The organism is Salinicola sp. DM10 (genome assembly GCF_017306975.2).
Taxonomy (GTDB): Bacteria; Pseudomonadota; Gammaproteobacteria; order Pseudomonadales; family Halomonadaceae; genus Salinicola.
In genome coordinates this window covers 20,639-42,658 of sequence record NZ_JAFLEN020000005.1, presented here as the reverse complement: position 1 = coordinate 42,658, position 22,020 = coordinate 20,639, and the positions used below count along the sequence as shown (strand labels likewise).

17 protein-coding genes are annotated in these 22,020 nt (G+C 66.4%); 15 read left to right on the top strand and 2 right to left on the bottom strand.

What is annotated here, in order from left to right; translation table 11 throughout:
* The first annotated feature begins 89 nt into the window (after positions 1-89).
* The 7 genes from J0A90_RS15545 (at position 90) to J0A90_RS15515 (ending at position 8,077) form a co-directional block, all read left to right on the top strand.
* The gene (locus J0A90_RS15545) at positions 90-1,088 is read left to right on the top strand and encodes a substrate-binding domain-containing protein (RefSeq protein ID WP_207034103.1); all 999 of its coding nucleotides are present in this window, start codon (positions 90-92) and stop codon (positions 1,086-1,088) included.
* An 88-nt stretch (positions 1,089-1,176) separates the two neighbouring features.
* Positions 1,177-1,935: a GolD/DthD family dehydrogenase gene (locus tag J0A90_RS15540; protein ID WP_207034101.1), complete on the top strand. Its 759-nt coding sequence runs from the start codon at positions 1,177-1,179 to the stop codon at positions 1,933-1,935.
* A 478-nt stretch (positions 1,936-2,413) separates the two neighbouring features.
* On the top strand, positions 2,414-3,526 hold the full coding sequence (locus tag J0A90_RS15535; protein ID WP_207034100.1) for an alcohol dehydrogenase catalytic domain-containing protein: 1,113 nt from the start codon (positions 2,414-2,416) through the stop codon (positions 3,524-3,526).
* Between the two features lie 66 nt (positions 3,527-3,592).
* Positions 3,593-4,243 (top strand): DUF2291 family protein, encoded by a 651-nt coding sequence (locus J0A90_RS15530; protein ID WP_035472228.1) that lies wholly within the window; start codon positions 3,593-3,595, stop codon positions 4,241-4,243.
* Positions 4,240-5,814 carry a sugar ABC transporter ATP-binding protein gene (locus tag J0A90_RS15525; RefSeq protein ID WP_207034097.1) on the top strand — a complete coding sequence of 525 codons (1,575 nt, stop codon included), beginning with the start codon at positions 4,240-4,242 and terminating at the stop codon, positions 5,812-5,814. The genes J0A90_RS15530 and J0A90_RS15525 overlap by 4 nt, the downstream gene beginning before the upstream one ends.
* Before the next feature lie 85 nt (positions 5,815-5,899).
* On the top strand, positions 5,900-7,033 hold the full coding sequence (locus tag J0A90_RS15520; protein ID WP_035472231.1) for an ABC transporter permease: 1,134 nt from the start codon (positions 5,900-5,902) through the stop codon (positions 7,031-7,033).
* An 87-nt stretch (positions 7,034-7,120) separates the two neighbouring features.
* Positions 7,121-8,077, top strand: a complete 957-nt coding sequence (locus tag J0A90_RS15515) for a D-ribose ABC transporter substrate-binding protein (RefSeq protein ID WP_207034095.1) — start codon at positions 7,121-7,123, stop codon at positions 8,075-8,077.
* 180 nt (positions 8,078-8,257) lie between these two features.
* Here J0A90_RS15515 and J0A90_RS15510 read toward each other — a convergent pair whose 3' ends face one another.
* A complete protein-coding gene (locus J0A90_RS15510; RefSeq protein WP_207034092.1) occupies positions 8,258-9,046 on the bottom strand; it encodes a DeoR/GlpR family DNA-binding transcription regulator in 789 nt (262 codons plus the stop codon).
* Entirely contained in the window at positions 9,039-10,169 is a 1,131-nt protein-coding gene (locus tag J0A90_RS15505; protein ID WP_207034089.1) for an alcohol dehydrogenase catalytic domain-containing protein, read from the bottom strand. The genes J0A90_RS15510 and J0A90_RS15505 overlap by 8 nt, the downstream gene beginning before the upstream one ends.
* 316 nt (positions 10,170-10,485) lie before the next feature.
* Between J0A90_RS15505 and J0A90_RS15500 the strand changes: the two genes are divergently transcribed.
* The 8 genes from J0A90_RS15500 (at position 10,486) to J0A90_RS15465 (ending at position 21,904) form a co-directional block, all read left to right on the top strand.
* Positions 10,486-12,063, top strand: a complete 1,578-nt coding sequence (locus tag J0A90_RS15500) for an FGGY-family carbohydrate kinase (RefSeq protein ID WP_207034085.1) — start codon at positions 10,486-10,488, stop codon at positions 12,061-12,063.
* Complete coding sequence (locus J0A90_RS15495) at positions 12,060-13,952, top strand: glycerol-3-phosphate dehydrogenase/oxidase (protein WP_207034082.1); 1,893 nt, start codon at positions 12,060-12,062, stop codon at positions 13,950-13,952. Before J0A90_RS15500 ends, J0A90_RS15495 begins: the two co-directional genes overlap by 4 nt.
* On the top strand, positions 13,949-14,767 hold the full coding sequence (locus tag J0A90_RS15490; protein ID WP_207034079.1) for a class I fructose-bisphosphate aldolase: 819 nt from the start codon (positions 13,949-13,951) through the stop codon (positions 14,765-14,767). The genes J0A90_RS15495 and J0A90_RS15490 overlap by 4 nt, the downstream gene beginning before the upstream one ends.
* A gap of 340 nt (positions 14,768-15,107) precedes the next feature.
* Positions 15,108-16,328 (top strand): methionine adenosyltransferase, encoded by a 1,221-nt coding sequence (metK, locus tag J0A90_RS15485; protein ID WP_035472237.1) that lies wholly within the window; start codon positions 15,108-15,110, stop codon positions 16,326-16,328.
* Positions 16,329-16,475: 147 nt separating this feature from the next.
* A complete protein-coding gene (locus tag J0A90_RS15480; RefSeq protein ID WP_207034078.1) occupies positions 16,476-17,711 on the top strand; it encodes a sodium:proton antiporter in 1,236 nt (411 codons plus the stop codon).
* 208 nt (positions 17,712-17,919) lie between these two features.
* Complete coding sequence (locus J0A90_RS15475; protein WP_207034076.1) at positions 17,920-19,146, top strand: TAXI family TRAP transporter solute-binding subunit; 1,227 nt, start codon at positions 17,920-17,922, stop codon at positions 19,144-19,146.
* Between the two features lie 9 nt (positions 19,147-19,155).
* On the top strand, positions 19,156-19,704 hold the full coding sequence (locus J0A90_RS15470) for a DUF1850 domain-containing protein (RefSeq protein WP_233076846.1): 549 nt from the start codon (positions 19,156-19,158) through the stop codon (positions 19,702-19,704).
* A gap of 10 nt (positions 19,705-19,714) precedes the next feature.
* Positions 19,715-21,904, top strand: a complete 2,190-nt coding sequence (locus J0A90_RS15465; protein ID WP_207034073.1) for a TRAP transporter permease — start codon at positions 19,715-19,717, stop codon at positions 21,902-21,904.
* Positions 21,905-22,020 lie beyond the last annotated feature (116 nt).

Sequence of the window (22,020 nt, the reverse complement as noted above, 5' to 3'; positions counted from 1 at the left end):
CCGAAGGTGGCTAAGCCAGCAGCAAACCAACCACGACTCAGCAACATACCAATAACAAGCCAATAGCAAGTCAACGAGAGGAATGAGCCATGCGACTTCGCACTTTGACAGCCGTCGCCAGTATCGTCGCCTTCGGCGCATTGGCCGTGCCCACGGCCAATGCCCAAGAGGGCAAACTCAAGATCGGTGCAGCCGTCTACGGTCTCAACGCCGAATTCATGCAGCTCTGGGCCAATGCGGCCGAAAAGCATCCCGCGGTGACATCGGGCAAGGTCGATCTCACGGTATTCGATGGTCGCTACGACGCGCTGGTTCAGCAGGATCAGTTCGAGACCATGATCACTCAGGGTTACGACGCCATCGTCTTCGTGCCGATCGATGTCGATGCTGGGGCTACCGCGGTGCAGCTCGCGCACGATGCCGGTATCCCGGTGGTCGGTTCCAATACGCGCGTGAACAGCGACCTGCTGACTGCCTATGTCGGCTCCGATGACGTCAAGGCGGGCTATATGGAAGCCAAGACGGTCCTCGACAAGATGGGCTGTCAGGGCGATGTGGTGATCATCGAGGGGCCGATCGGTCAGTCATCCCAGGTGCAACGGGGCGAGGGCAACCAGAAGGCGCTGGCAGAGTGCCCCGATGTCGATGTTCTCGAAAAGCAGACCGCCAACTGGTCCCGTGCCGAGGCCCAGAACCTGATGGAGAACTGGCTCACCGCGCACGGTTCCGACATCAAAGGGGTGATCGCGCAGAACGACGAAATGGCGTTGGGTGCGATCGAGGCGATCAAGGCCGCCGGCCTGAAGGTCGACGATTTCGCCATTGCTGGCGTGGATGGTGTCACCGATGCGCTGCATGCGGTCAAGGCGGGCTCGATGGCGACTATCCTTCAGGACGGTGCGGCCCAGGCTCAGGGGGCCATCGATGTTGCGATCAAGGCGGTGGATCCGAGCTATCAGCCGATGTCCAATGTCTGGCAGAAGTACCCGGACATGGCATGGGACAACGGTGACAAGCGGGAGTACGACGTGCCTTGGACGCCGGTAACCTTGGACAACGTCGATGCGCTGCTCAGCGAGCGTCAGTAGCGTCGCGCCTCGACGCCGCTCGCTGGGCGAGCGGCCCGCGGGTGGCGTCGAGTCTGCGGCTTCACGTGCCTGAAGGGAAGGATGCAGGATGAGCAAGCTATGGGAGTTTTCGCTGACGGGCAAGACCGCTCTCGTTACCGGCGCTGCTTCGGGCATCGGAGCGGCGATCGCTGCGGCCTATGTGGCACAGGGGGCGCGCGTCGCGCTGCTCGACATGAACCTGGATGCCGCGAAGGAGCGGGCGCACGCCTTGGGTGCAGAGGTGCTGGCTCTGGCGTGTGACGTGACTGATCCGGCGAGTATCGATACTGCGCTGCAGGCTGCCATCGAGGCTTTCGGCAGTGTCGACATTCTTGTCAACTCTGCGGGTATCGTCGATCTTGCGCCGGCTGAAGCGCTGTCTAGAGATGCCTGGACGCGGACCCTCGACGTCAATCTGACCGGCAGCTTTCTGATGGCTCAGGCGGTCGGACGAGGCATGATCGAGTCCGGCCACGGCGGGCGGATCATCAATCTCGCGTCGCAGGCGGGATCGGTCGCCCTCGAGGGGCATGTGGCCTATTGTGCTGCCAAGTTCGGTGTCATCGGCATGACCAAGACGCTAGCTCTGGAGTGGGGACGGCACGGCATTACCGTCAACGCGATTTCGCCCACCGTCGTCCTTACCGAGCTGGGGCGCAAGGCCTGGGATGGTCCGAAGGGGGAAGCCATGAAGGCACAGATACCTAGCGGGCGCTTCGCCGAACCCGAAGAGGTCGCGGCGGCGGCGTTGTTCCTGGCTACCGACGCTGCGGCGATGATCAACGGTGCCGACCTGCTGGTGGATGGGGGGTACACCGCCAAGTGACCTAGAGGCATCCAGTGCTATCGGGTAAGGCTTGGATGGCGCCCTCGGGGCGCATGGTAGAGAGGCTGTCGGCATGCCGACAGCCTCTTTTTCTTGCCTGTTGTCTTGCGTTCGCGCTCACCGAAAACCCGCTGGCGGTCTGCGGAGAGGCGGCGGCCATGGCTATCCATCTGAGATAACGGGACGATATCGGGGCCAATGGTCCAAAGTTTGCGGATGAACATATGGTCAGTGATAGGTCATTGTGTACGGCTGGGAAACGGACTGAGGCGGGTGTCTGCAGTACGCCATGGAACTGCAACTTTGGTCTATGCATCGGTCGAATTCTTATTTTTATATCATTTATAACAATAGCTTAATGATTGTATGCCTAAAGTCTTAGGCGCTATGGCGGTCTTCCGCGTTGATGTGGTTTCGTCGATTGCGCTAAAAACATATGACCGAATATTGATCATGTGTTTAAGCCCCGGAGGCGATCATGTCCGAATCCACCACCACCTCCCCGCAGCAGGCGACTGCCAGCGAGATTCCCAAGACCATGAAAGCCGTGGTGGCCTACGCCCCCGGCGACTATCGCTATGAAGAGGTGCCGGTCCCCGAGATCGATGACAAGGAGATTCTGGTCAAGGTCGAGGGGTGCGGTATCTGCGCCGGTGACATCAAGTCCTACGACGGGGCGCCCAGCTTCTGGGGCGACGAGACCCAGCCCGCCTACATCAAGGCGCCGATGATCCCGGGCCACGAGTTCATTGGCCGGGTGGTCAAGGTCGGTGCCCAGGTCGAGGGCTACCAGCCCGGCGACCGGGTGATCTCGGAGCAGATCGTGCCGTGCTGGAACTGCCGCTTCTGCAACCGCGGCCAGTACTGGATGTGCGAGAAGCACGACCTCTACGGCTTCCAGAACAATGTCAACGGCGGCATGGCCGAGTACATGAAGTTCACCAAGGAAGCGATCAATTACCACGTGCCCGAGGAGCTGCCGCTGGAGAAGGCGATTCTCATCGAGCCCTACGCCTGCTCGCTGCATGCGGTGCAGCGCGCCCGGATCGAGCTGGGCGACGTGGTGGTGCTCTCGGGTGCCGGCACCCTGGGGCTGGGCATGGTCGGGGCGGCCAAGAAGGCCGGTGCCGAGAAGTTGATCGTGCTCGATCTGTTCGACGAGCGTCTGGAGCTGGCCAAGCGCTTCGGTGCCGATCTCACCCTCAACCCCAAGCGCGACGACGTGGTCTCGATCATCAAGGAGATGACCGGCGGCTACGGCTGCGACGTCTACATCGAGGCGACCGGGCATCCCAAGTCGGTGGAGCAGGGGCTATCGATGATCCGCAAGCTGGGGCGCTTCGTCGAGTTCAGCGTGTTCAAGGACCCCGTCAGCGTCGACTGGAGCATCATCTCCGACCGCAAGGAGCTCGATGTGCTCGGCTCCCACCTGGGCCCTTACTGCTATCCGCTGGTGATCGAGGGCATCCGCAACGGTGACTTCCCCACCGAAGGCGTGGTCACTCACAAGCTGCCGCTGGAGAAGTACGAAGAGGGCTTCGAGCTGATGAAGAGCGGGGCCAAGTCGCTGAAGATCGTGCTGATCCCTTGAACCTGAACCGTCGCCCACCGGCTCGGCGGGCGGCGGCGCACAGCGCCTGACAGGAGGGCTCTGGTCATGAGTGCAACCGTTGCAGCCCGGCCGCGCAGGCCCGGCAAGACACGCCGACGGGTGATCCTGGGGGCCGTGGTGGTGGCGGTCATCGCCGCCATGGCGTGGGATACCACGGTGGTGGAGATCGGCCACGAGGCGGAGCTGGCCGGCGGCTTCTCCGCCGCCACCTACGGCAGCGAGCATTTCCCGGCGATCCAGAAGAGCGTGGAGCAGCGCGCGGTGCCGGCCGCTGAGCTGGCCACCGCGGTGCTCGCGGATGCTAGCGCCGCCGGGCAGAAGTACGGCGTCGGCGACAGCTTCGGCCCGGTGGTGCCGGTGACCTTCACCGGCGTGGTGGGCGAGGCGCGCTCGGGCATCTATACGGTGGCGGTCGAGGGTGTGCCGGCGGCGATCACCATTCGCGTGCAGACCGGCCCGGCGATCAACGGCACCGACCTGCGCGATGCCACCGGCGAGATCAGCTTCGGCGAGTTCACCAACCAGATCGAGTACCAGAACGCCGGTGCCTCGATCAACGATGCCATGAAGGCCGCCGTGCTGGCGGACATCGACACCGCCGACCTGAGTGGCAAGACGGTGACGGTGACCGGCGTGTTCAAGCTGATCAATCCCAAGAACTGGCTGGTGACGCCGGTGAGGATGGACGTCGAATGAGTCACCTAGACAGCACCGCGCCGGCCCCCGCGGCTGCCGCCGGCGACGCCCGGCGCGACGACGAAGTGGTGCTTTCGGCGCGCAACGTGGCCAAGTCCTTCGGCAGCGTGCAGGCGCTGAAGACGGTCAATTTCGATGTCTTCCGCGGCCAGGTGACCACCCTGTTCGGCGAGAACGGGGCGGGCAAGTCGACCCTGATGAAGGTGCTCTCCGGGGTGATCCAGCCGACCTCCGGCGAGATCGTGCTCGACGGCGAGCCGGTGCGCTTCGCCTCGACCACCGATGCCACCCGGCTGGGCATCTCGATCATCCACCAGGAGCTGAGCCTGGCGCCCAATTTGAGCGTGCGCGACAACATCTTCATGGGCCGCGAGATCAAGGGCCCGACGGGGATCGACTTCGCCGAGGAGGCGCGTCAGACGCGGGCGCTGATGGAGGCGCTGGACGAGCCGATCGATCCACTCACGCCAGTGGAGGATCTGCGTCTCGGCCAACAGCAGATCGTCGAGATTGCCCGTGCGCTGTCGGTCAACTCGCGCATTCTGATCATGGATGAGCCGACCTCGGCGCTCTCGGCCTCCGAGGTCGAGGTGCTGTTCCGGGTCATTCGCGATCTCAAGAGTCGCGGCGTGTCGATCGTCTATATCTCCCACCATCTGGAAGAGGCGCTGACCATCACCGATCACGCCGTGGTGCTGCGCGACGGGGTGATGACCGCCTACGCCAAGCGTGCCGACATCGATCTTGAGTGGATCGTGCGCAACATGGTGGGCGACAACTTCGACCTCGGCTCGCCGCCCACCGGACATACCATCGGGGAGGTGGCGCTGGCGATCGAGGAGGTCAGCGTGGCCGACGTCAACGTGCCCGAGCGCTCGGTGGTCGACCGCCTGTCTCTCACGGTGCGCGCCGGCGAGATCGTCTGCATCTACGGGCTGATGGGCGCGGGGCGCACCGAGCTTCTGGAGTGCATCGCCGGGCGCGTGCCACTGAGCGGCGGCCGGGTGCTGCTGGAGGGCGTCGACGTCTCCCGCCTGAGCATCGCCGAGCGCATCGACAACGGCCTGGTGCTGGTCCCCGAGGATCGCCAGCGCGACGGCCTGGTGCAGACCATGTCGGTGGGCGAGAACCTGTCGCTGGCGAGCATCAAGGCGTTCACCAAGGGGCTTCTGACCTCCGGCAGCCGCGAGCGCGGGGTCATCGACGAGTCGATTGCCAGCGTGCACATCAAGACCGATGGGCCGCGCGCCGACATCGGTTCACTCTCCGGCGGCAACCAGCAGAAGGTGGTGATCGGCAAGATGCTGGCGACCCACCCGAGGGTGGTGCTGCTCGACGAGCCCAGCCGCGGCATCGACATCGGGGCCAAGGCCGAGGTGTTCAAGCTGCTGGCCGAGGGCGCGGCCCGGCAGGGGCTGGCGGTGATCTTCTCCACTTCCGAAGTCGGCGAGTGCCTGAGTATCGCCCACCGCATCGTGGTGATGAGCCGGGGACGCATCGCCGCCGAGTTCGGCGCCGATGTCTCCAAGGAGCAGATCATGGCCGCCTCCGGGGAGTCGGTGGTCGCCTGAACGGATGATCGCTCGAGGGCCGCCTGAGCGCGTTACGCGCCGGGTCGCGCCGACAGACGTTGTGGATTTCATGAAGGAGTCGTTTATGTCCAATCACAGTCACACAGCGCGGCGTCAGGGCGGAGGCTTCGATCTGGGGCGCATGCTGCTCGAAGGGCGCGCCTTCTTCGCCCTGATCGCGATCATCGTGATCTTCTCGCTGCTGTCGCCGGTCTACTTCTCGACCGGCAATTTCCTGACCATGTCGTCCCACGTGGCGATCTTCGGGCTGCTCTCCATCGGCATGCTGCTGGTGATCCTGACCGGCGGTATCGACCTCTCGGTGGGGTCGACCCTGGGCCTGTGCGGCGTGGTCGCGGGCTTTCTGATGCAGGGTGTGACGCTGGATGCGTTCGGCGTCACGCTGTATCCGCCGGTGTGGGTGGTGGTGATTCTGACCTGCGCGGTAGGGGCCTTCATCGGCGCCATCAACGGCGTGCTGATCGCCTACTTCAAGGTGCCGGCGTTCGTCGCCACCCTGGGTCTGCTCTACGTCGCCCGCGGGGTCGCCCTGCTGATGACCGACGGCCTGACCTACAACAACCTCGGCGGCGATCCGGCACTCGGCAACACCGGCTTCGACTGGCTCGGTTTCAATCGCCTGTTCGGCGTGCCGGTGGGGGTCTGGGTGCTGGCGATCGTGGCGGTGGTCACCCTGCTGGCGCTGGCGCGCACGCCGTTCGGACGCTGGGTCTACTCCACCGGCGGCAACGCCCGCGCCGCGGAGCTCTCCGGGGTGCCGGTCAAGCGCGTCCAGGTCTCGGTCTATGTGCTCTCGGGTATCTGTGCGGCGATCGCCGGGCTGGTGCTGTCATCGCAGCTCACCTCCGCTGGCCCCACCGCGGGCACCACCTACGAGCTGACCGCGATCGCCGGGGTGGTGATCGGCGGTGCGGCGCTGACCGGCGGTCGCGGCGGCGTGCGCGGCACGCTGCTGGGGGCCTTCGTCATCGGCTTTCTGTCCGACGGCCTGGTCATCATCGGGGTCTCCTCCTACTGGCAGACCGTGTTCACCGGCGCGGTGATCGTGCTGGCGGTGCTGCTCAACAGCATTCAGTACGGCGGACGGCGCAAGACAGCCGCGCAGACGTCCGCGACGCCCTCTTCTCCCGCTGCGTCTTCGGGGCAGGCCCCGGGCGACGGGAAAAGCCCAGCCGCCAAGCCGGCAACCCAGCATTGAGGTGGTGCCAGGCCGCACCCCTCGACGCCACTGACTCAGACAACGACTCGTACAACGACAGACAACCGCAAAAGAAGGGTGACCATCATGCTCAAGACAGGAAAACGCCTGCTGATCGCAGCCCTCGCCCTGAGTGCGCCGCTGCTCGCCGGTAGCGCACTGGCGCAGGACAAGGGGCTGATCTCGATCATCGTCAACGACCCCTCCAACCCCTATTGGCTGACCGAGGGCAAGATCGCTCAGCAGACCGCCGAGGAGCTCGGCTACTCGGCCAACGTCAGTGCCCACAAGGGCGATACCAACACCGAGAGCCGCCAGATCGATACCGCGATCACCAACAAGGCCAAGGCGATCATTCTCGACCCGGCCAATGCCGATGGCTCGGTGGGCGCGGTGCGCAAGGCGGTCGACGCCGGCATCCCGGTATTCCTGGTCAACGCCGAGATCAACCAGCAGGGTCTGGCCAAGGCGCAGCTGGTCTCCAACAACGCCCAGGGTGCGGCAGTGGGCGCCCAGCAGTGGGTTCAGGCGGTGGGCGATTCGGCCAAGTACGTCGAGCTCAAGGGTGCCCCCTCGGACAACAACGCCGCGACTCGCTCCAACGGCTACCGCACCGTGCTGAGCCAGTATCCGGACCTGCAGAAGGTGGGTGAAGACGTCGCCAACTGGGATCGCACCCAGGGCTACAACAAGATGCAGAGCCTGCTGCAGGCGCACCCCGACATTCAGGGTGTGATCAGCGGCAACGACGAGATGGCCCTCGGCGCGATCGCCGCACTCAAGGAGGCGGGCAAGCTGAAGGACGTCGTGGTCGGCGGTTTCGACGGCTCCCCCGATGCGGTGGATGCGATCAAGTCCGGCGAGCTGGCCTATACCGTGCTGCAGCCGGTGGCGATCTTCTCCCGGGCCGCGGTGCAGATGGCCGACAAGTACATCCAGACCGGCAGCACTGGCCTGAAAGGGGAAAAGCACCTGTTCGACTGCATCCTGATCACCCCGGACAACGTCGACAAGTACGTCTCGCCCTTCGTGCTCAAGCAGTAACTATCAAGCAGTAACTATCAAGCAGTAACCATCAAGCAGTAACTATCCGGCGGCCCGGCCGCCGGTCGTGACCTCTTCTCGCCGCGGGTATCCCCCCGCGGCGAGTTCGTTGGCGTTGGTGCGTGAAAGGCTGACTAGGGAAAGGATGTCTGATTGCGACTCGATAGGCTGGGGGGAGGGCTAGCGTCGAACCAAGCGATAGCGGATGCCCGCTTCGTCCAGCGCCTCGCGCTGTGGCGCTGCCAGACCTGCGTCGATCAGCACCAGGTCGAATTCGCTGAGATCGGCCAGCCGGTGCAGCGCGCTGTGGCCGAACTTGGCGCTGTGCACCAGCAGGATGCGGCGCTCGGCGGCGGCCATCTGGGCGCGCTTGACCTGGGTCACCGCCGGGTCCTGCACGTAGGCGGTGGTGCCGAGGATCGCCGACGCCGAGAGTACCGCCACATTGGCGCGCAGGCTGGCCAGGGTCTGCTCGCAGAGCAGGCCGAAGGTGGCATTGAAGCGCGGCTGGTAGTCGCCGCCCAGGGTGATCAGGCGGATGTCACTGGTCGCCTTGAGCTGCTCGATGCTCGACAGACCGTTGGTGATCACGGTCAGCGGCGCGCGCTCCGGCAGCAGCGTGGCGAGCGCGGCGCAGGTGGTGGAGTCGTCGAGGATCAGCGCCTCACCGGCGGCGATCTCCTGCAGCGCGGCGCGGGCCAGGGCGCGCTTCTCGCCGGCGGCGAGCTGGGTGCGCAGGGCGAAGTTGCTCTCGAACACGCTGGAGGCGCGGGTAGTGACGCCGCCGTGCTGCTTGTTGACCATGCCCTGGGCAGCGAGGGCATCGAGATCGCGGTGCACCGTCATGCGGCTGACGCCGAAGCGGGTGGCCAGCTCGTCGACCTGTGCGGCGCCGGTCTGGATCACATAGTCGAGCAGTGCCTGGCGGCGCGCGGTGGCGTCCCGTTGGCGTTTGGGGGTGTCAGGCATCCTGGGTCAGCACCACCTTGATCGAATCGCGCCGGGCGGCGATCTCGAAGCCGCGCTCGAAATCACTGAGCGGCACGCGATGGGTGACGATGCCGCGGGTGGTCACCAGACCGCGGGCGAGCAGGTCGATCGCCACCGGATAGGTGTGGGGCGAGAGGTGCGAGCCGCGAATGTCGAGCTCCTTGCGGTCGCCGATGGTCGACCAGTCGACCTGGGTCGGCTCCTTGAACACGCTGAACTCGACGAAGCGGCCCAGCTTGCGCAGCGCCTCCAGCCCCTGGATCACGCCGCTGGGCGAGCCGGTGGCGTCGATATAGACGTCGCAGCCGTAGCCGTTGGTGAGGGCACGCACCTCGCCGGCGATGTCATCGCGATGCGGGTTGAAGAGATGTTCGGCGCCGTACTCCCGAGCCAGCTCGAGGCGGTCGTCGTGGGTGTCGACCAGGATCAGCCGCTTGGGCGTCTTGAGCCGGGCGAGCTGGACCATGGCCAGGCCGATCGGGCCGCCGCCGGCGATCACCACGGTATCGTCGAACTGGATTTCGGCGCGGTTCACCGCATGGATGCCGCAGGCAAGGGGTTCCAGAAAGGCGGCATCCTCCACCGACAGCCGCGGGTCGACCGGGTGCAATACGGCATGCTCGGGTACGCGCAGGTACTCGGCCATGCCGCCGTCGGCGACGCCGCCCTGAAAGCCGAAGATATGGTGCACCTCGCACATCCAGTAGTGGCCGCGCTGGCAGTAGAAGCACTGGCGGCAGGGGATGATCTGCTCCGGTACCACGCGCTGGCCCAGGGTGACGCCGCCGAAGTGTTCGGCGGCGCCCTCGCCGAGGGCCACGATCTCGCCGGCGAATTCGTGGCCGACGATCATCGGCGGCTTGACGAAAGCGTCGAAACGCTCGCCGTCGCCCCAGTACATGGCGGCGCCGTCGCGGCACTTGAGATCGCTGCCGCAGATGCCGCAGGCATGAATCTTGAGGATCAGCTCCCGTGGCCCCGGGCGCGGCGTGGCCACCTGCTCGAGTCGGTAGTCCCCCGGGCCGTGGCAGACCACGGCGTGCATGGTATCGGGCAGCGGGGCGGCGCGACGGGCGTCAGTACTGGAGGCGGGGCTTGGCATGCGGCTCTCCCGAATGAGTGAACGGGCAGGGACCCTGGAGGTCGTTCCTTGAAGTCGATCCTTGAAGTCGACCCTGAAAATCTACGTCCATTCATAACATTTTGGCGTGATTTTGGATGCCATGACTTTGGTCTAGACTCGAAGAGGGGGAGTGGGTGTTTTTTCAAGTATTTGAAAAATAATAAATTATTTTTATTTCCTCCGGGCGTTAACACCATTGTCTAAGGCGTTATCTTCACAGTTCGATGTTAGAAATGCCGAAGTCGGTCGATCGTCGGCCGGTGCTCAACGCGTCTCTACGGGGCAGGAGGCAGACGTGGCGCAACGCTATCTGATGGGACTCGACGGCGGGTCGAGCGCGACCAAGGCGGTGATCTTCGATCTTGCCGGTGATGTGGTGGGCGTGGGGCGGCAATCCTCACCGCTGGAACATCCCCAGGCGCACTGGGTCGAGCGCGACATGGAGATGGTCTGGGCCGGCGCGGCCGGGGCCATTCGTGACGCGCTGGCGCAGGCCGGGGTGAGCGCCAGCGAGATTCTCGCTGTCGGCGTGACCGCCCACGGCGATGGGCTCTACCCCGTCGACCGCCACGGCGAGGCGCTGGGCAAGGGCATCACCTCGCTCGACAGTCGCGCCGCCGGGGTGGTCGAGCGCTGGTGCCACGCAGGCGTGCACGAGCAGGCGCTGGCGCGTCTCGGCCAGGTGCCGTTCGCGTTCTCGCCGGTGGCGCTGCTGGCGTGGATGCGCGCCGAGCAGCCCGAGCGTTTCGCCGCCCTCGGCCACGTGCTGACCTGCAAGGACTGGCTGCGGTTCAAGCTGTGCGGCGAGATCGCCACCGATTTCACCGAGGCGAGCAGCGGCTATACCGACGTGCACACCCAGCGCTATAGCCGCGAGGGGCTTTCGCTGCTCGGCATCGAGCCGGTCACCGAGGCGCTGCCGCCGATTCGCATGCCGGAGGAGATCGTCGGCCGGGTCACTGCGGCGGCGGCACGCGAGACCGGGCTTATCGCCGGCACCCCGGTGGCCGCCGGGCTGCACGATGTCACCGCCAGCGCGCTGGGGCTGGGCAACGTCGACAGCGACAGCCTGACCATCGCCGCCGGCACCTTCAGTATCAACGAGGTGTTCTCCGACGTGCCGCGCCCCGATGCGCGCTGGGCCACGCGCAACGGTCTGCGGCCGGGGCAGTGGCTCAACATGGCGATCTCGCCGGCGTCGTCGAGCAATCTCGAGTGGTTCCATCGCCAGTGGGGGCGCCCCGGCGATGGCGGCACCGCGGCCTTCCTGGCCGATATGGAGGAGGCCCTGGAAGAGGCCTTCGCCAGCGACTCGCGGCTGGTCTATCACCCTTTCCTGTACGGCTCCCCGTATGCGGAGCCGGCCAGCGCCGGGCTGTTCGGGCTGCAGGGCTGGCACCAGCGCGGCCATGTGCTGCGCGCGATCCTCGAAGGCGTGGTCTGCAACCATCGCGTCCACGTGGATGCGCTGGCCTCGCGCTTTGCCATCCGACGCACGCGGATCACCGGCGGCGGCAGCCATTCGCCGCGTCTGGCGCAGCTGTTCGCGGACATCCTGGGTCGCGAGATCGAGACCGCGCGGACCCAGGAGGCCGCCGCCTGGGGCGCGGCAATCTGTGCCGGTGTCGGCGCCGGGGTATTCCCCTCGATCGCCGCGGCGGCGGCGCTGTGCGAGCCGCAGCAGTGCTATCGTCCCGACCCGCAGCGCCAGCAGGCATGCCAGGTGCGTTTCGAGCGCTATCAGCGTCTGGTCGAGTGTCTGCGCCCGCTGTGGGGCATGCTCGATAGCCAGGCCGCGACGCGTGCCGACGCGCCGGACGGCGCGGCCCCCCTTTCCGCTACCTCTGCGCCCACCCCGGGAGAGCACCCATGACATCCCATCACGCTGATACGCGCCAGGCCACACGGGAGCGCCTGGCGAACGACCCCAACGTCGAGGTGCTGATCATCGGCGCCGGCATCAACGGTGCCGGGCTGTTCCGCGACCTGGCGTTGCAGGGCGTCGATGTGCTGATCGTCGACAAGCAGGACTTCTGTGCCGGTGCCAGCGCCGCGCCGTCGCGGCTGATCCACGGCGGGCTCAAGTATCTGGAGACCGGTGAGTTCCGGCTGGTGGCGCAGTCGACCCGCGAGCGCAACCTGCTGCTGCGCAACGCCCCGCATGTGGTCCACCCGCTGCGCACGGCGATGCCGACCCACAGCTGGTTCGGCGGCATCTGGCCGTCGCTCAAGCGCTTCCTGCGGCGTCCGGCCAAGATCGACGACCGCGGCGTGCTGATCAGCGAGGTGGGGCTCACCCTCTATGATTTCTTCGGCCGGCACTTTCGCAGCATGCCGCGCCACTCGGTGCTCTTCGGGCGGCGGGTGCGCGAGTCGTTGCCGGACGTGCGTAACGACGTCAAGGCGCTGCACACCTATTACGACGCGGCGATCACCCAGGCCGAGCGGCTCGGCTTCGAGCTGATCGACGACGGCTGCCGCGCCCACCGCGGGGCGCTGGCGCTCAACTACACGACCCTGGACTCCGTGACCCTGGACTCCGCGACCCTGGACTCCGTGAACCTGAGTTCCGAGAACGTCGAGCCCGTGGCCGGCCAGCAGGCAGGGAAGGTGGGGCAGGGCGGTACCGAGAGTGCCACCCTGCGCTTCAGCGATGCTGCGGGTGAGGCCTTCGAGGTGCGCCCGCGCATCGTGATCAACGCCGGCGGCGCCTGGATCGATGAGATCAACCGGCTGCTGGGGCGCGAGACGGCCTATATCGGTGGCACCAAGGGCGGCCATCTGATCGTCGATGTGCCCGAGATCCGGCGCCAGCTCGATGGCCGCATGATCTACTTCGGCACCCCCGACGGGCGGATCTGCCTGATCTATCCGTTCATGCAGCACGTGCTGGTGGGAGCGACCGATATCCGCTGCGACGACCCCGACCACGCGGTGTGCGACGACGACGAGCGCGACTACATGCTGGAGGCGGTGCGCTATCTGTTTCCGGATCTGGATATCGGCCCCGAGCGGGTGCGCTACCGCTACAGCGGTGTCCGCCCGCTGCCGCGCAGCGATGCCGACGACCCCGGCCAGATCAGCCGCGATCACGCCGTGCGCGAGGATCGCCTCGGCGAGGTGCCGCTACTCTCGCTGGTGGGCGGCAAGTGGACCACCTTCCGCGGCTTTGCCGCCGAGGTGGCCGACGACGTGCTGGCACGGCTGGGACGCCGGCGCGACCTGAGCACCGAGCAGCTGGCGATCGGTGGTGGCCACGGCTATCCCCAGGACGAGGCCGCCCGCGATCTGTGGCTGGGCCGGGTGGCGGCGGCCTGCGGCGGCGACCGGCGCCGCGCGATCACGTTGCTCGAGCGCTACGGCAGCCGTGGCGAAGCGGTGGCGGCGCACTGCGAGGCCATCGCCGAGGGTCAGCAGCCGCTGGCCTCGCTGCCCGACTATCGGGCGGGAGAGATCGACTTCGTATGCCGCTTCGAGCGTGTCGAACGGCTCGGCGACGTGCTGTTCCGGCGCCTGCCCATCGCGCTGTCGGCGCGGTTGACGGCCGCGGTGGTGGCGGAGGTGGCGACACGCTGCGGCGCGGCGCTGGGCTGGTCAGCGGCAGCGCGGGAGGCCGAGATCGCTCGGGTCCACGCCATCGCTTGGGAGCACCACGGCGTGAGTCTGGGTTCGCCTGATGCCGCCGAGTCTGCGGCTTGCGTATCGCAGGCGGGGTCGGAGGTGGAAACGGGAGCGGAGTCTGAAAGAGGAGAAGCGCGATGAACGCAACGTCGAGCGCGGCCCAGCTCCGCTGTGGCCGTCTGTTCCGCCGCGCCAGCGGGCGCAGCTGCATGGTCGCCTTCGATCGCACCCTGCTGGCGGGGCCGGTGGATCACGCCCAGGATGCGTACGCCGTATGTGCGGCGATTACGGCGGCCGGCCCCGATGCGGTACTGCTGTCGCCGGGCCTGCTCAAGCAGAATGCGGCGCTGTTCGCCTGCCGCGAGGCGCCGGCGGCGGTGGTGCGCATCGACTACCCCTGCGTGGGCGACTTCACCCTCGCCGGCGAGGAGCACCAGCGCCTGCTCGCGACCCCCGAGGAGGCACAGGCGCTGGGCGCCGATGCGGTGGTGATGTGCCTGATCTCGGGCTACGCCGATCCGGCGCGGGAGGCCGACAATCTGGCCCGGGTGGCGCAGACCGCGCGCCGCTGCGAGGCGCTTGGGCTGCCGCTGATCGTCGAGGCGGTGGTGTGGGGCGAGCGCGAGGGTGGCCGTCTCGACCCCCAGCGGATCGCGCGGGTGGCGCGGATCGCCGCCGAGCTTGGGGCGGATCTGGTCAAGGCGCAGTTCACCGGCGAGATCGCCGACATGCGCCTGCTCGCGGCGAGCTGCCCGGTACCCGTGCTGATCCTGGGCGGGGCGGCGATGGGCGACGACGCGGCGCTGGCGCGCTTCACTGACCAGGCGCTAGAGGGTGGTGCCCGCGGAGTGATCTTCGGGCGTAACGCCTGGCAGCGCGACGACCCGGAGCGTGGCATCCGCGCACTGGTGGCCCGGGTGCACGGCGCCGGCCACGACCGTGATGGCGGCGCGTGATGCCGGCGGACGATCTGAACATTTAATCCGTCCCATCGAGTCCGCCTCATCTGGCCTGACCCATCGAGTCTTACCCCTCTAGCGCTGGCGGCGTAGTGGAAACGTAGTGGAGGCGTAGCGGTGGCGTAGTGCCGGCGTCATGACCGCCCCGCGGCGCGCGCTTGGCTTATCCCCGGGGCGTCGCTATTCTGTGTGCAAACATTCGATCCCTCTCCCGGCGCGCCGGGGCGGGGATGCCGTGCGTCGTTTCCATCCGTTCATTCGAGCGACGGCGCCGCTGTGTTGTCAGGCGGCCTTGCCCGCGAGCCGCAACCCGAGAACGAAGGGATCACTGTACGCCATGAGCGAATACTCTCTATTTACTTCCGAATCCGTCTCCGAAGGCCACCCCGACAAGATCGCTGATCAGATCTCGGACGCGGTGCTCGATGCCATCATTGCCCGTGACAAGCAGGCGCGCGTGGCCTGTGAGACGCTGGTCAAGACCGGCGTGGCGATCGTCGCCGGCGAGATCTCCACCACCGCCTGGGTCGACCTGGAAGAGCTGGTGCGGCGGGTGATTCTGGATATCGGTTACACCTCCTCGGATGTCGGCTTCGACGGCGAGACCTGCGGCGTGATCAACCTGATCGGCAAGCAGAGCGTGGACATCGCCCAGGGCGTCGACCGCAGCAAGCCGGAGGACCAGGGCGCCGGCGACCAGGGGCTGATGTTCGGCTACGCCACCAACGAGACCGACTCCTACATGCCGGCGCCGATCCACTATTCGCACCGACTGGTGGAGCGTCAGGCCGAGCTGCGCAAGAACGGCACCCTGGGCTGGCTGCGCCCGGACGCCAAGAGCCAGATCACCTTCACCTATGGGGACGACGGCAAGCCCAACGGTGTCGATGCGGTGGTGCTCTCGACCCAGCACGACCCGGAGATCTCCCAGGAGGAGCTGCGCAAGGCGGTGGAGGAGCTGATCATCCGCGACGTGCTCCCGGAAGCCTGGATCCACGCCGGCACCCGCTTTCACATCAACCCCACCGGCAAGTTCGTGATCGGTGGCCCGGTGGGCGACTGCGGCCTGACCGGGCGCAAGATCATCGTCGATACCTATGGCGGCATGGCGCGTCACGGTGGCGGTGCCTTCTCCGGCAAGGACCCCTCCAAGGTCGACCGCAGCGCCGCCTATGCCGGGCGCTATGTGGCCAAGAACGTGGTCGCCGCGGGGCTCGCCGACAAGTGCGAGATCCAGGTCTCCTACGCCATCGGCGTGGCCGAGCCGACCTCGGTGTCGATCAACACCTTCGGCACCGGCAAGATCGCCGAGGCCAAGATCATCGAGCTGGTGCGCGAGCACTTCGATCTGCGCCCTTATGCGATCACCCGCATGCTCGACCTGCTGCACCCGATGTATCGCCTCACCGCGGCCTATGGCCACTTCGGGCGCGAGCCGTTCGAGACCAGCTATACCTGGACCGACGTCAACGGTGAGCGCCAGACCGAGACCTTCACCGCCTTCCCGTGGGAGAAGACCGACCGCGCCGAGGCGCTGCGCGCCGCCGCCGGGCTCTGAGCCTTGGGCGTCAGACACTCACTCTTGTGACGCAGCCACGGGCCCGCTTCGGCGGGCCCGTTTACGTCGCGGCTATCATTTTTCACGCATGGCAATTCATGTATGGCCATTCACGCATGGCTATTTACGTATGACTAGGAGACCCTCGTGCTCGAACTCGCCGCGATCATTCTAACCGTGACCGCCGGGCTCGCCTGGTTCAACGAACGCTACATCCGGCTGCCGGCCACCATCGGCGTGATGCTGAGCGCGCTACTGCTGTCGCTGGCGATGCAGGGGCTGGCAGCGCTGGGCTGGGAGGCCCCCGCATCGCTGGCACGGGGCTGGGTCGAAGCGCTCGACTTCGACAGTCTGCTGATGAACGGCATGCTGTCGTTTCTACTCTTCGCCGGGGCGCTCCACGTCGATGTCGCCAAGCTGCGCGACTACTGGGTCTCGATCGGCGTGCTGGCGACCCTGGGGGTGCTTGCCAGCACGCTGCTGATCGGCTTTGCCTCGCACTGGCTGCTGGCCGCCCTGGGGGCGCCGGTGGCGCTGCCCTGGTGCCTGGTGTTCGGCGCGCTGATCTCACCCACCGATCCGGTGGCGGTGCTGGGGATCATGCGCGGAGCCGGCGCGCCGGCGGACATGGAGGTGCGCATCGTCGGCGAGTCGCTGTTCAACGATGGCGTCGCGGTGGTGCTGTTCACGCTGCTGCTGGCGGCGGCCGAGAGCGGTGAGTCGCTGTTCGGCTGGCACGCGATCTGGCTGTTCGCCGAGGAGGCCGGCGGCGGCGCGCTGTTCGGCCTGCTGCTCGGTTACGGCGTGCACGCGCTGATGAAGCGGGTCGACCAGTATCAGGTCGAGGTGCTGCTGTCGCTGGCGATGGTGCTGGGGGGCTATACCCTGGCCACGCATCTGCACGTCTCCGGCCCCATCGCCATGGTGGTCGCCGGGCTGGTGGTGGGCAACCACGCCTGGACCCATGCGATGTCGCCGCAGACGCGCCAGCATCTCAACGATTTCTGGGAGCTGATCGACGAGATTCTCAATGCGCTGCTGTTCGTGATCATCGGGCTCGAGCTGCTGGCGCTGCCGTTCCGGGTCGACTACCTGTGGGTCGCGGTGCCGTTGATCCTGCTGCTGCTGGCGGTACGCTGGCTGGTGGTGGCGGTACCGGTGACGTTGGCGCACACCCATTTCCGGCGCGGCTCGATTCCGGTGCTCGCCTGGGGCGGCCTGCGCGGTGGCATCTCGGTGGCACTGGCGCTGTCGCTGCCACCCAGTGAGGCGCGCGACGTGGTGCTCAACGTCACCTACCTGATCGTGCTGGTCTCGATCGTCTCACAGGGGCTGACCATCGGCCGGGTGGTGCGCCGGGTACTGGCGGCTGGGGAGCGGTAGGGAATATAGACTTTAGTCGGAGTCTCCGGGCCCGGCATGGTATCGCGGGCGGGCCTTGCTTACTCTTGGGGCCTGTCGCTCACGGCCGGGGTTGCCGAGTCCGAAGCATGAATCATGGCCCGCGGGTCATGGATGAACGCCGCGGGTGGGCCAGTGACGGCATCACGCGCGGATGCAAGGCGATCACACTCAACAGACGGGGTATACCATGAGGCTACGTACAGGGATGCTGTTTGCCGCACTGGGTCTTTCCGGTGCGCTGCTGGCGGGCTGCGGCGATGATGCCGACGACAAGGCGAGCAGCGAGAGCCAGACATCGTCGTCCTCGCAGCAGAGCGAGTCGACCCCCGCCCAGGGCGAGAACGGCAGCACCAGCCAGTCCTCTTCCAGCGACACCGCCTCGGCGGAGCAGGCGCAGCCGGTCAATCTGATCTTCGGTACCGGCGGTACCGGCGGCAGCTACTATCCGATCGGTGGTGCACTCAAGAGCGTGTTCGAAGCCAGTGATCTGGTCGACAACGTTCAGGTGGTCTCCACCGGCGCTTCGGTGCAGAACATCAACAACATCACCGACGGCCTCAACCAGATCGCGATCGTCATGAGCGACGTCGCCTACGATGCGATCAAGGGCCAGAACCAGTTCGATGGTAACCCCGCCGACATCAAGGCGCTGGCCGGCATGTACCCCAACGTGGTGCAGGTGGTGGCGACCGCGGACAGCGGCATCCACAGCATCGCCGATCTCAAGGGCAAGCGTGTCGGCGTCGGCAAGGTCGGCTCCGGGGTCGAGCAAAGCGCGTCCAAGGTGCTCGAGTCGGCCGGTCTGAGCTACGACGATCTGGCCCAGGTCAGCCACACCGGTTACGCCGACAGCGTCACCGGCATGAGCAACGGCAACATCGATGCCGCCTTCTTCACCTCCGGCGTGCCCAACTCCAGCATCACCGGGCTGATGCAGAGTACCGACATCACCTTCGTGCCGGTGAGCGGCGACGTCGCCAGCAAGCTGCTGGAGAAGTACCCGTACTACGAGAACTACGAGATTCCGGCCGGCGCTCCCGAGCGCTATGACCTGGGCAGTGCGGTCGATACCGTGGCGATCCGCAACGTGATGATCGTCGGCAGCGACATGCGCAACGATGTCGCCGAGGATCTGACCAAGCGCTTCCACGACTATCTCGAGTCGGGCAACGTCTCCGTCGGCGCGCTCAAGCAGTTCGACCCCGCCAGCATGAACAAGAACCTGGTGGTGCCGCTGCATCCGGGCGCCGAAGCCTACTACGCCACCCTGGCCGACAACGGTGACGCCGCCAAGTCGCAGAGTGATAGCGACGCGTCGACCAGCGACGGCATGGGCAGCGACAACACCGGCAGCGAAGCCTCGGCTAGCGACGATGGCCAGGGCAAAGCCGAGGACAAGGCACCGCAGTCCTGATGATAGCGCGTGCGGCGTGACGTCAGCGGTCGGGGGATGACCCGCCGGCGCTGGTGCTGGTGCCTAGTGATGACGGTGGCGATCCTGCTCGGGATCGCCACCGTCGCGTATCCGCTCCCCTGGCTGGCGGTCAAGCAGGGCGCCGAGTGGCGTCTGGCGCTGCCGGGCTGGGCCGGTACCACCTTCAAGATCCGCTGGATGCACTCGGTCGAGAAAGAAGACTGGGAGGAGTGGTACCGCATCACTGCCGATGGCGCTATCGAGATCACCGGCACTCGCTTCAAGACCTTTGGTGCCGGCGTGCCTGCCCATGCGGGCAAGGAGACCCATCTCGCCGATGGCTGGGTGGTGATGACCGGCATCGATCGGGTGGTCGACCCGCTGGCGATCCAGGCGGCGGTCGCGGAGCACTACCGGATGATCTTCGCCGGCCATGTGATCCCGCTGTCCCGTCACAATCCGCCCCCCATCCTGACCTTTTCTATGGTAAAAGCGCCTGTGTGGCAGGTACTCCCGGCGCTGCTGAGGCCGTGGCTGCCCTGGCTCAACCAGCCCTAGGGGATCGAGTATGTCAGAACAAAAAGTAGTGCTGTCCGCCGATGGTCCCGAGGACCCTTCGGTCAAAGAGGCGCTGGAGAAGTTCGATCGTGAAAGCCTGGTGCGTGACCGGCTGCCGCGAATGGTGCTCCAGTTCGTCACCGGGGTCAGCGTGCTGCTGGCGCTGTTCCATCTCTATACGTCGTTCTCGGGGCCGCTGGTGGACGTGGCCCAGCGCAGCATCCACCTGTATACGCTGCTGGGACTGGCCTTCATCCTCTACCCGCTGACGCGCAAGGGCGCGCGTGACCGGGTACCCTGGGGCGATGCGTTGCTGGCGCTGGCGGCGTTCGCCATCGGTGTCTACATGCTGCTGGTGTCGGACCGGGTGATCGCCTCTGCCGGGCGTATCAATCAGACCGACATGATCGTCGGCTTCGTGGCGATCCTGCTGGTGCTCGACGCCACTCGCCGGGTTACCGGCTGGGGACTGACCATTCTGGCCACGCTGTTTCTGCTCTATGGCTTCTACGCCAAGCTCTCGTTCTATCCGGCGCTCAACGAGAACATCATTCTCGCCACCTGCCGCCAGATCGTCTCGCACCTGGTGTTCATCACCGAGGGGCTCTTAGGTACTGCGATCGGTGTTTCGGCGAGCTACATCATCCTGTTCATCCTGTTCGGCGCCTTTCTCGGCAAGTCCGGGTTGGGGCAGCTGTTCAACGATCTGGCGCTGGCGATCGCCGGGCATACCCGCGGCGGCCCGGCCAAGGTAGCGGTGATCGCCAGCGGCTTTCTCGGCTCGATCAACGGCTCGGCGATCGCCAACGTGGTCACCACCGGTGCCTTCACCATCCCGCTGATGAAGAAGACCGGCTACAAGCCCAACTTCGCCGGGGCGGTGGAGGCGGCGGCCAGCGTCGGCGGTCAGATTCTGCCGCCGATCATGGGCGCGGCAGCCTTCATCATGGCCGAGGTGCTCTCGGTGCCCTACACCCAGGTGATCCTGGCCGGCATCATTCCGGCCTTGCTCTACTATCTCGGGGTGCTGTTCCAGGTCCATCTGCGCGCCATGCGCAACGGTCTCGAGGGCATCCCGCGCTCCCAGCTGACGCCGCTGAAGACGGTGATGCTCAAGCGCGGGCATCTGCTGGTGCCGATGGCGGTGCTGCTGTGGCTGCTGTTCGACGGCCGCGCGCCTTTCTTCGCCGCCTTCTGGTCGATCGCCGCCACCGTGCTGATCTGCGGTACCCGCCGGGTCACTGTGGGGCTCGGCCTGATCCTGGTGCTGCTGATCCTGGAGCCGCAGCTGCGTGCGCTGTTCGCCGGGAACCCGCTGCCCAACTTCCCGGCCAGCCGCTGGACGCTGTTCCTGGTGATCCTGGTGCCGGTGGCGATCAATGCGCTGCGTGCCAAGCTCGGCATGGTGGCCGAGAAGATGGATGTCGGCGACTGCCGCGATGCCATGGTCGATGGCGTGCGCAACGCCATTCCGGTGGCCGTGGCGTGTGGTGCGGTGGGGATCATCGTGGGCATCGCCACGCTGACCGGCATCGCCCTGGACGCCGCCGACGCGGTGGTCACGCTGGGCCAGCAGATTCCGATCCCGATGATTCAACTGCTGGTCACCCTGGTGCTGACCATGGTCGCCTCGATCGTGCTCGGCATGGGGCTGCCGAGCATCCCCACCTATATCATCACCAGCACCATGGCGGCGCCGATCCTGCTCAACCTGCCGCTGTTCCGCGAGCTGGCCGGGAGCAACGACACCGCGATCTTCGTCGCCCACATGTTCGTGTTCTACTTCGGTCTGTTCGCCAACCTGACGCCGCCGGTGGCGCTGGCCGCCTATGCCGGCGCCGGCATCAGCGGCGGCTCGCCCAATGCCACCGGCTTCCAGGCGATGAAGCTCGCCATCGCCGGTTTCGTGGTGCCCTACATGTTCGTGTTCGCGCACAGCATGCTGATGATCGACGCCACCCTGTGGAACACGCTGTGGGTGATCGTCACCGGGGTGATCGGGGTGCTGCTGCTGGCGGTGGCGGTGGAGGGCTACCTGCGCCGGCCGCTCAACCCCTTCTGGCGGATACTGGCGGCAGTCGGCGCGCTGGCGCTGATCTTCCCGGGGCTGGCCAGCGACATCGTGGGGGCGGTGATCACCGTGGTGCTGTTCCTGCTGGCCAAGGCCAAGCCGGCGCAGCCTGCCCCGAGCGGTGGCTGACGAGGCTTCGTCGATACCTTTCTGCCCCTGCTCTGCACGGGCTTGCCACGCCGGCGCCCGCTCACGCGGGCGTCGGCGTCTGGTCTGGGCTTTTCGTCGCACCTGGGAGACGCCTG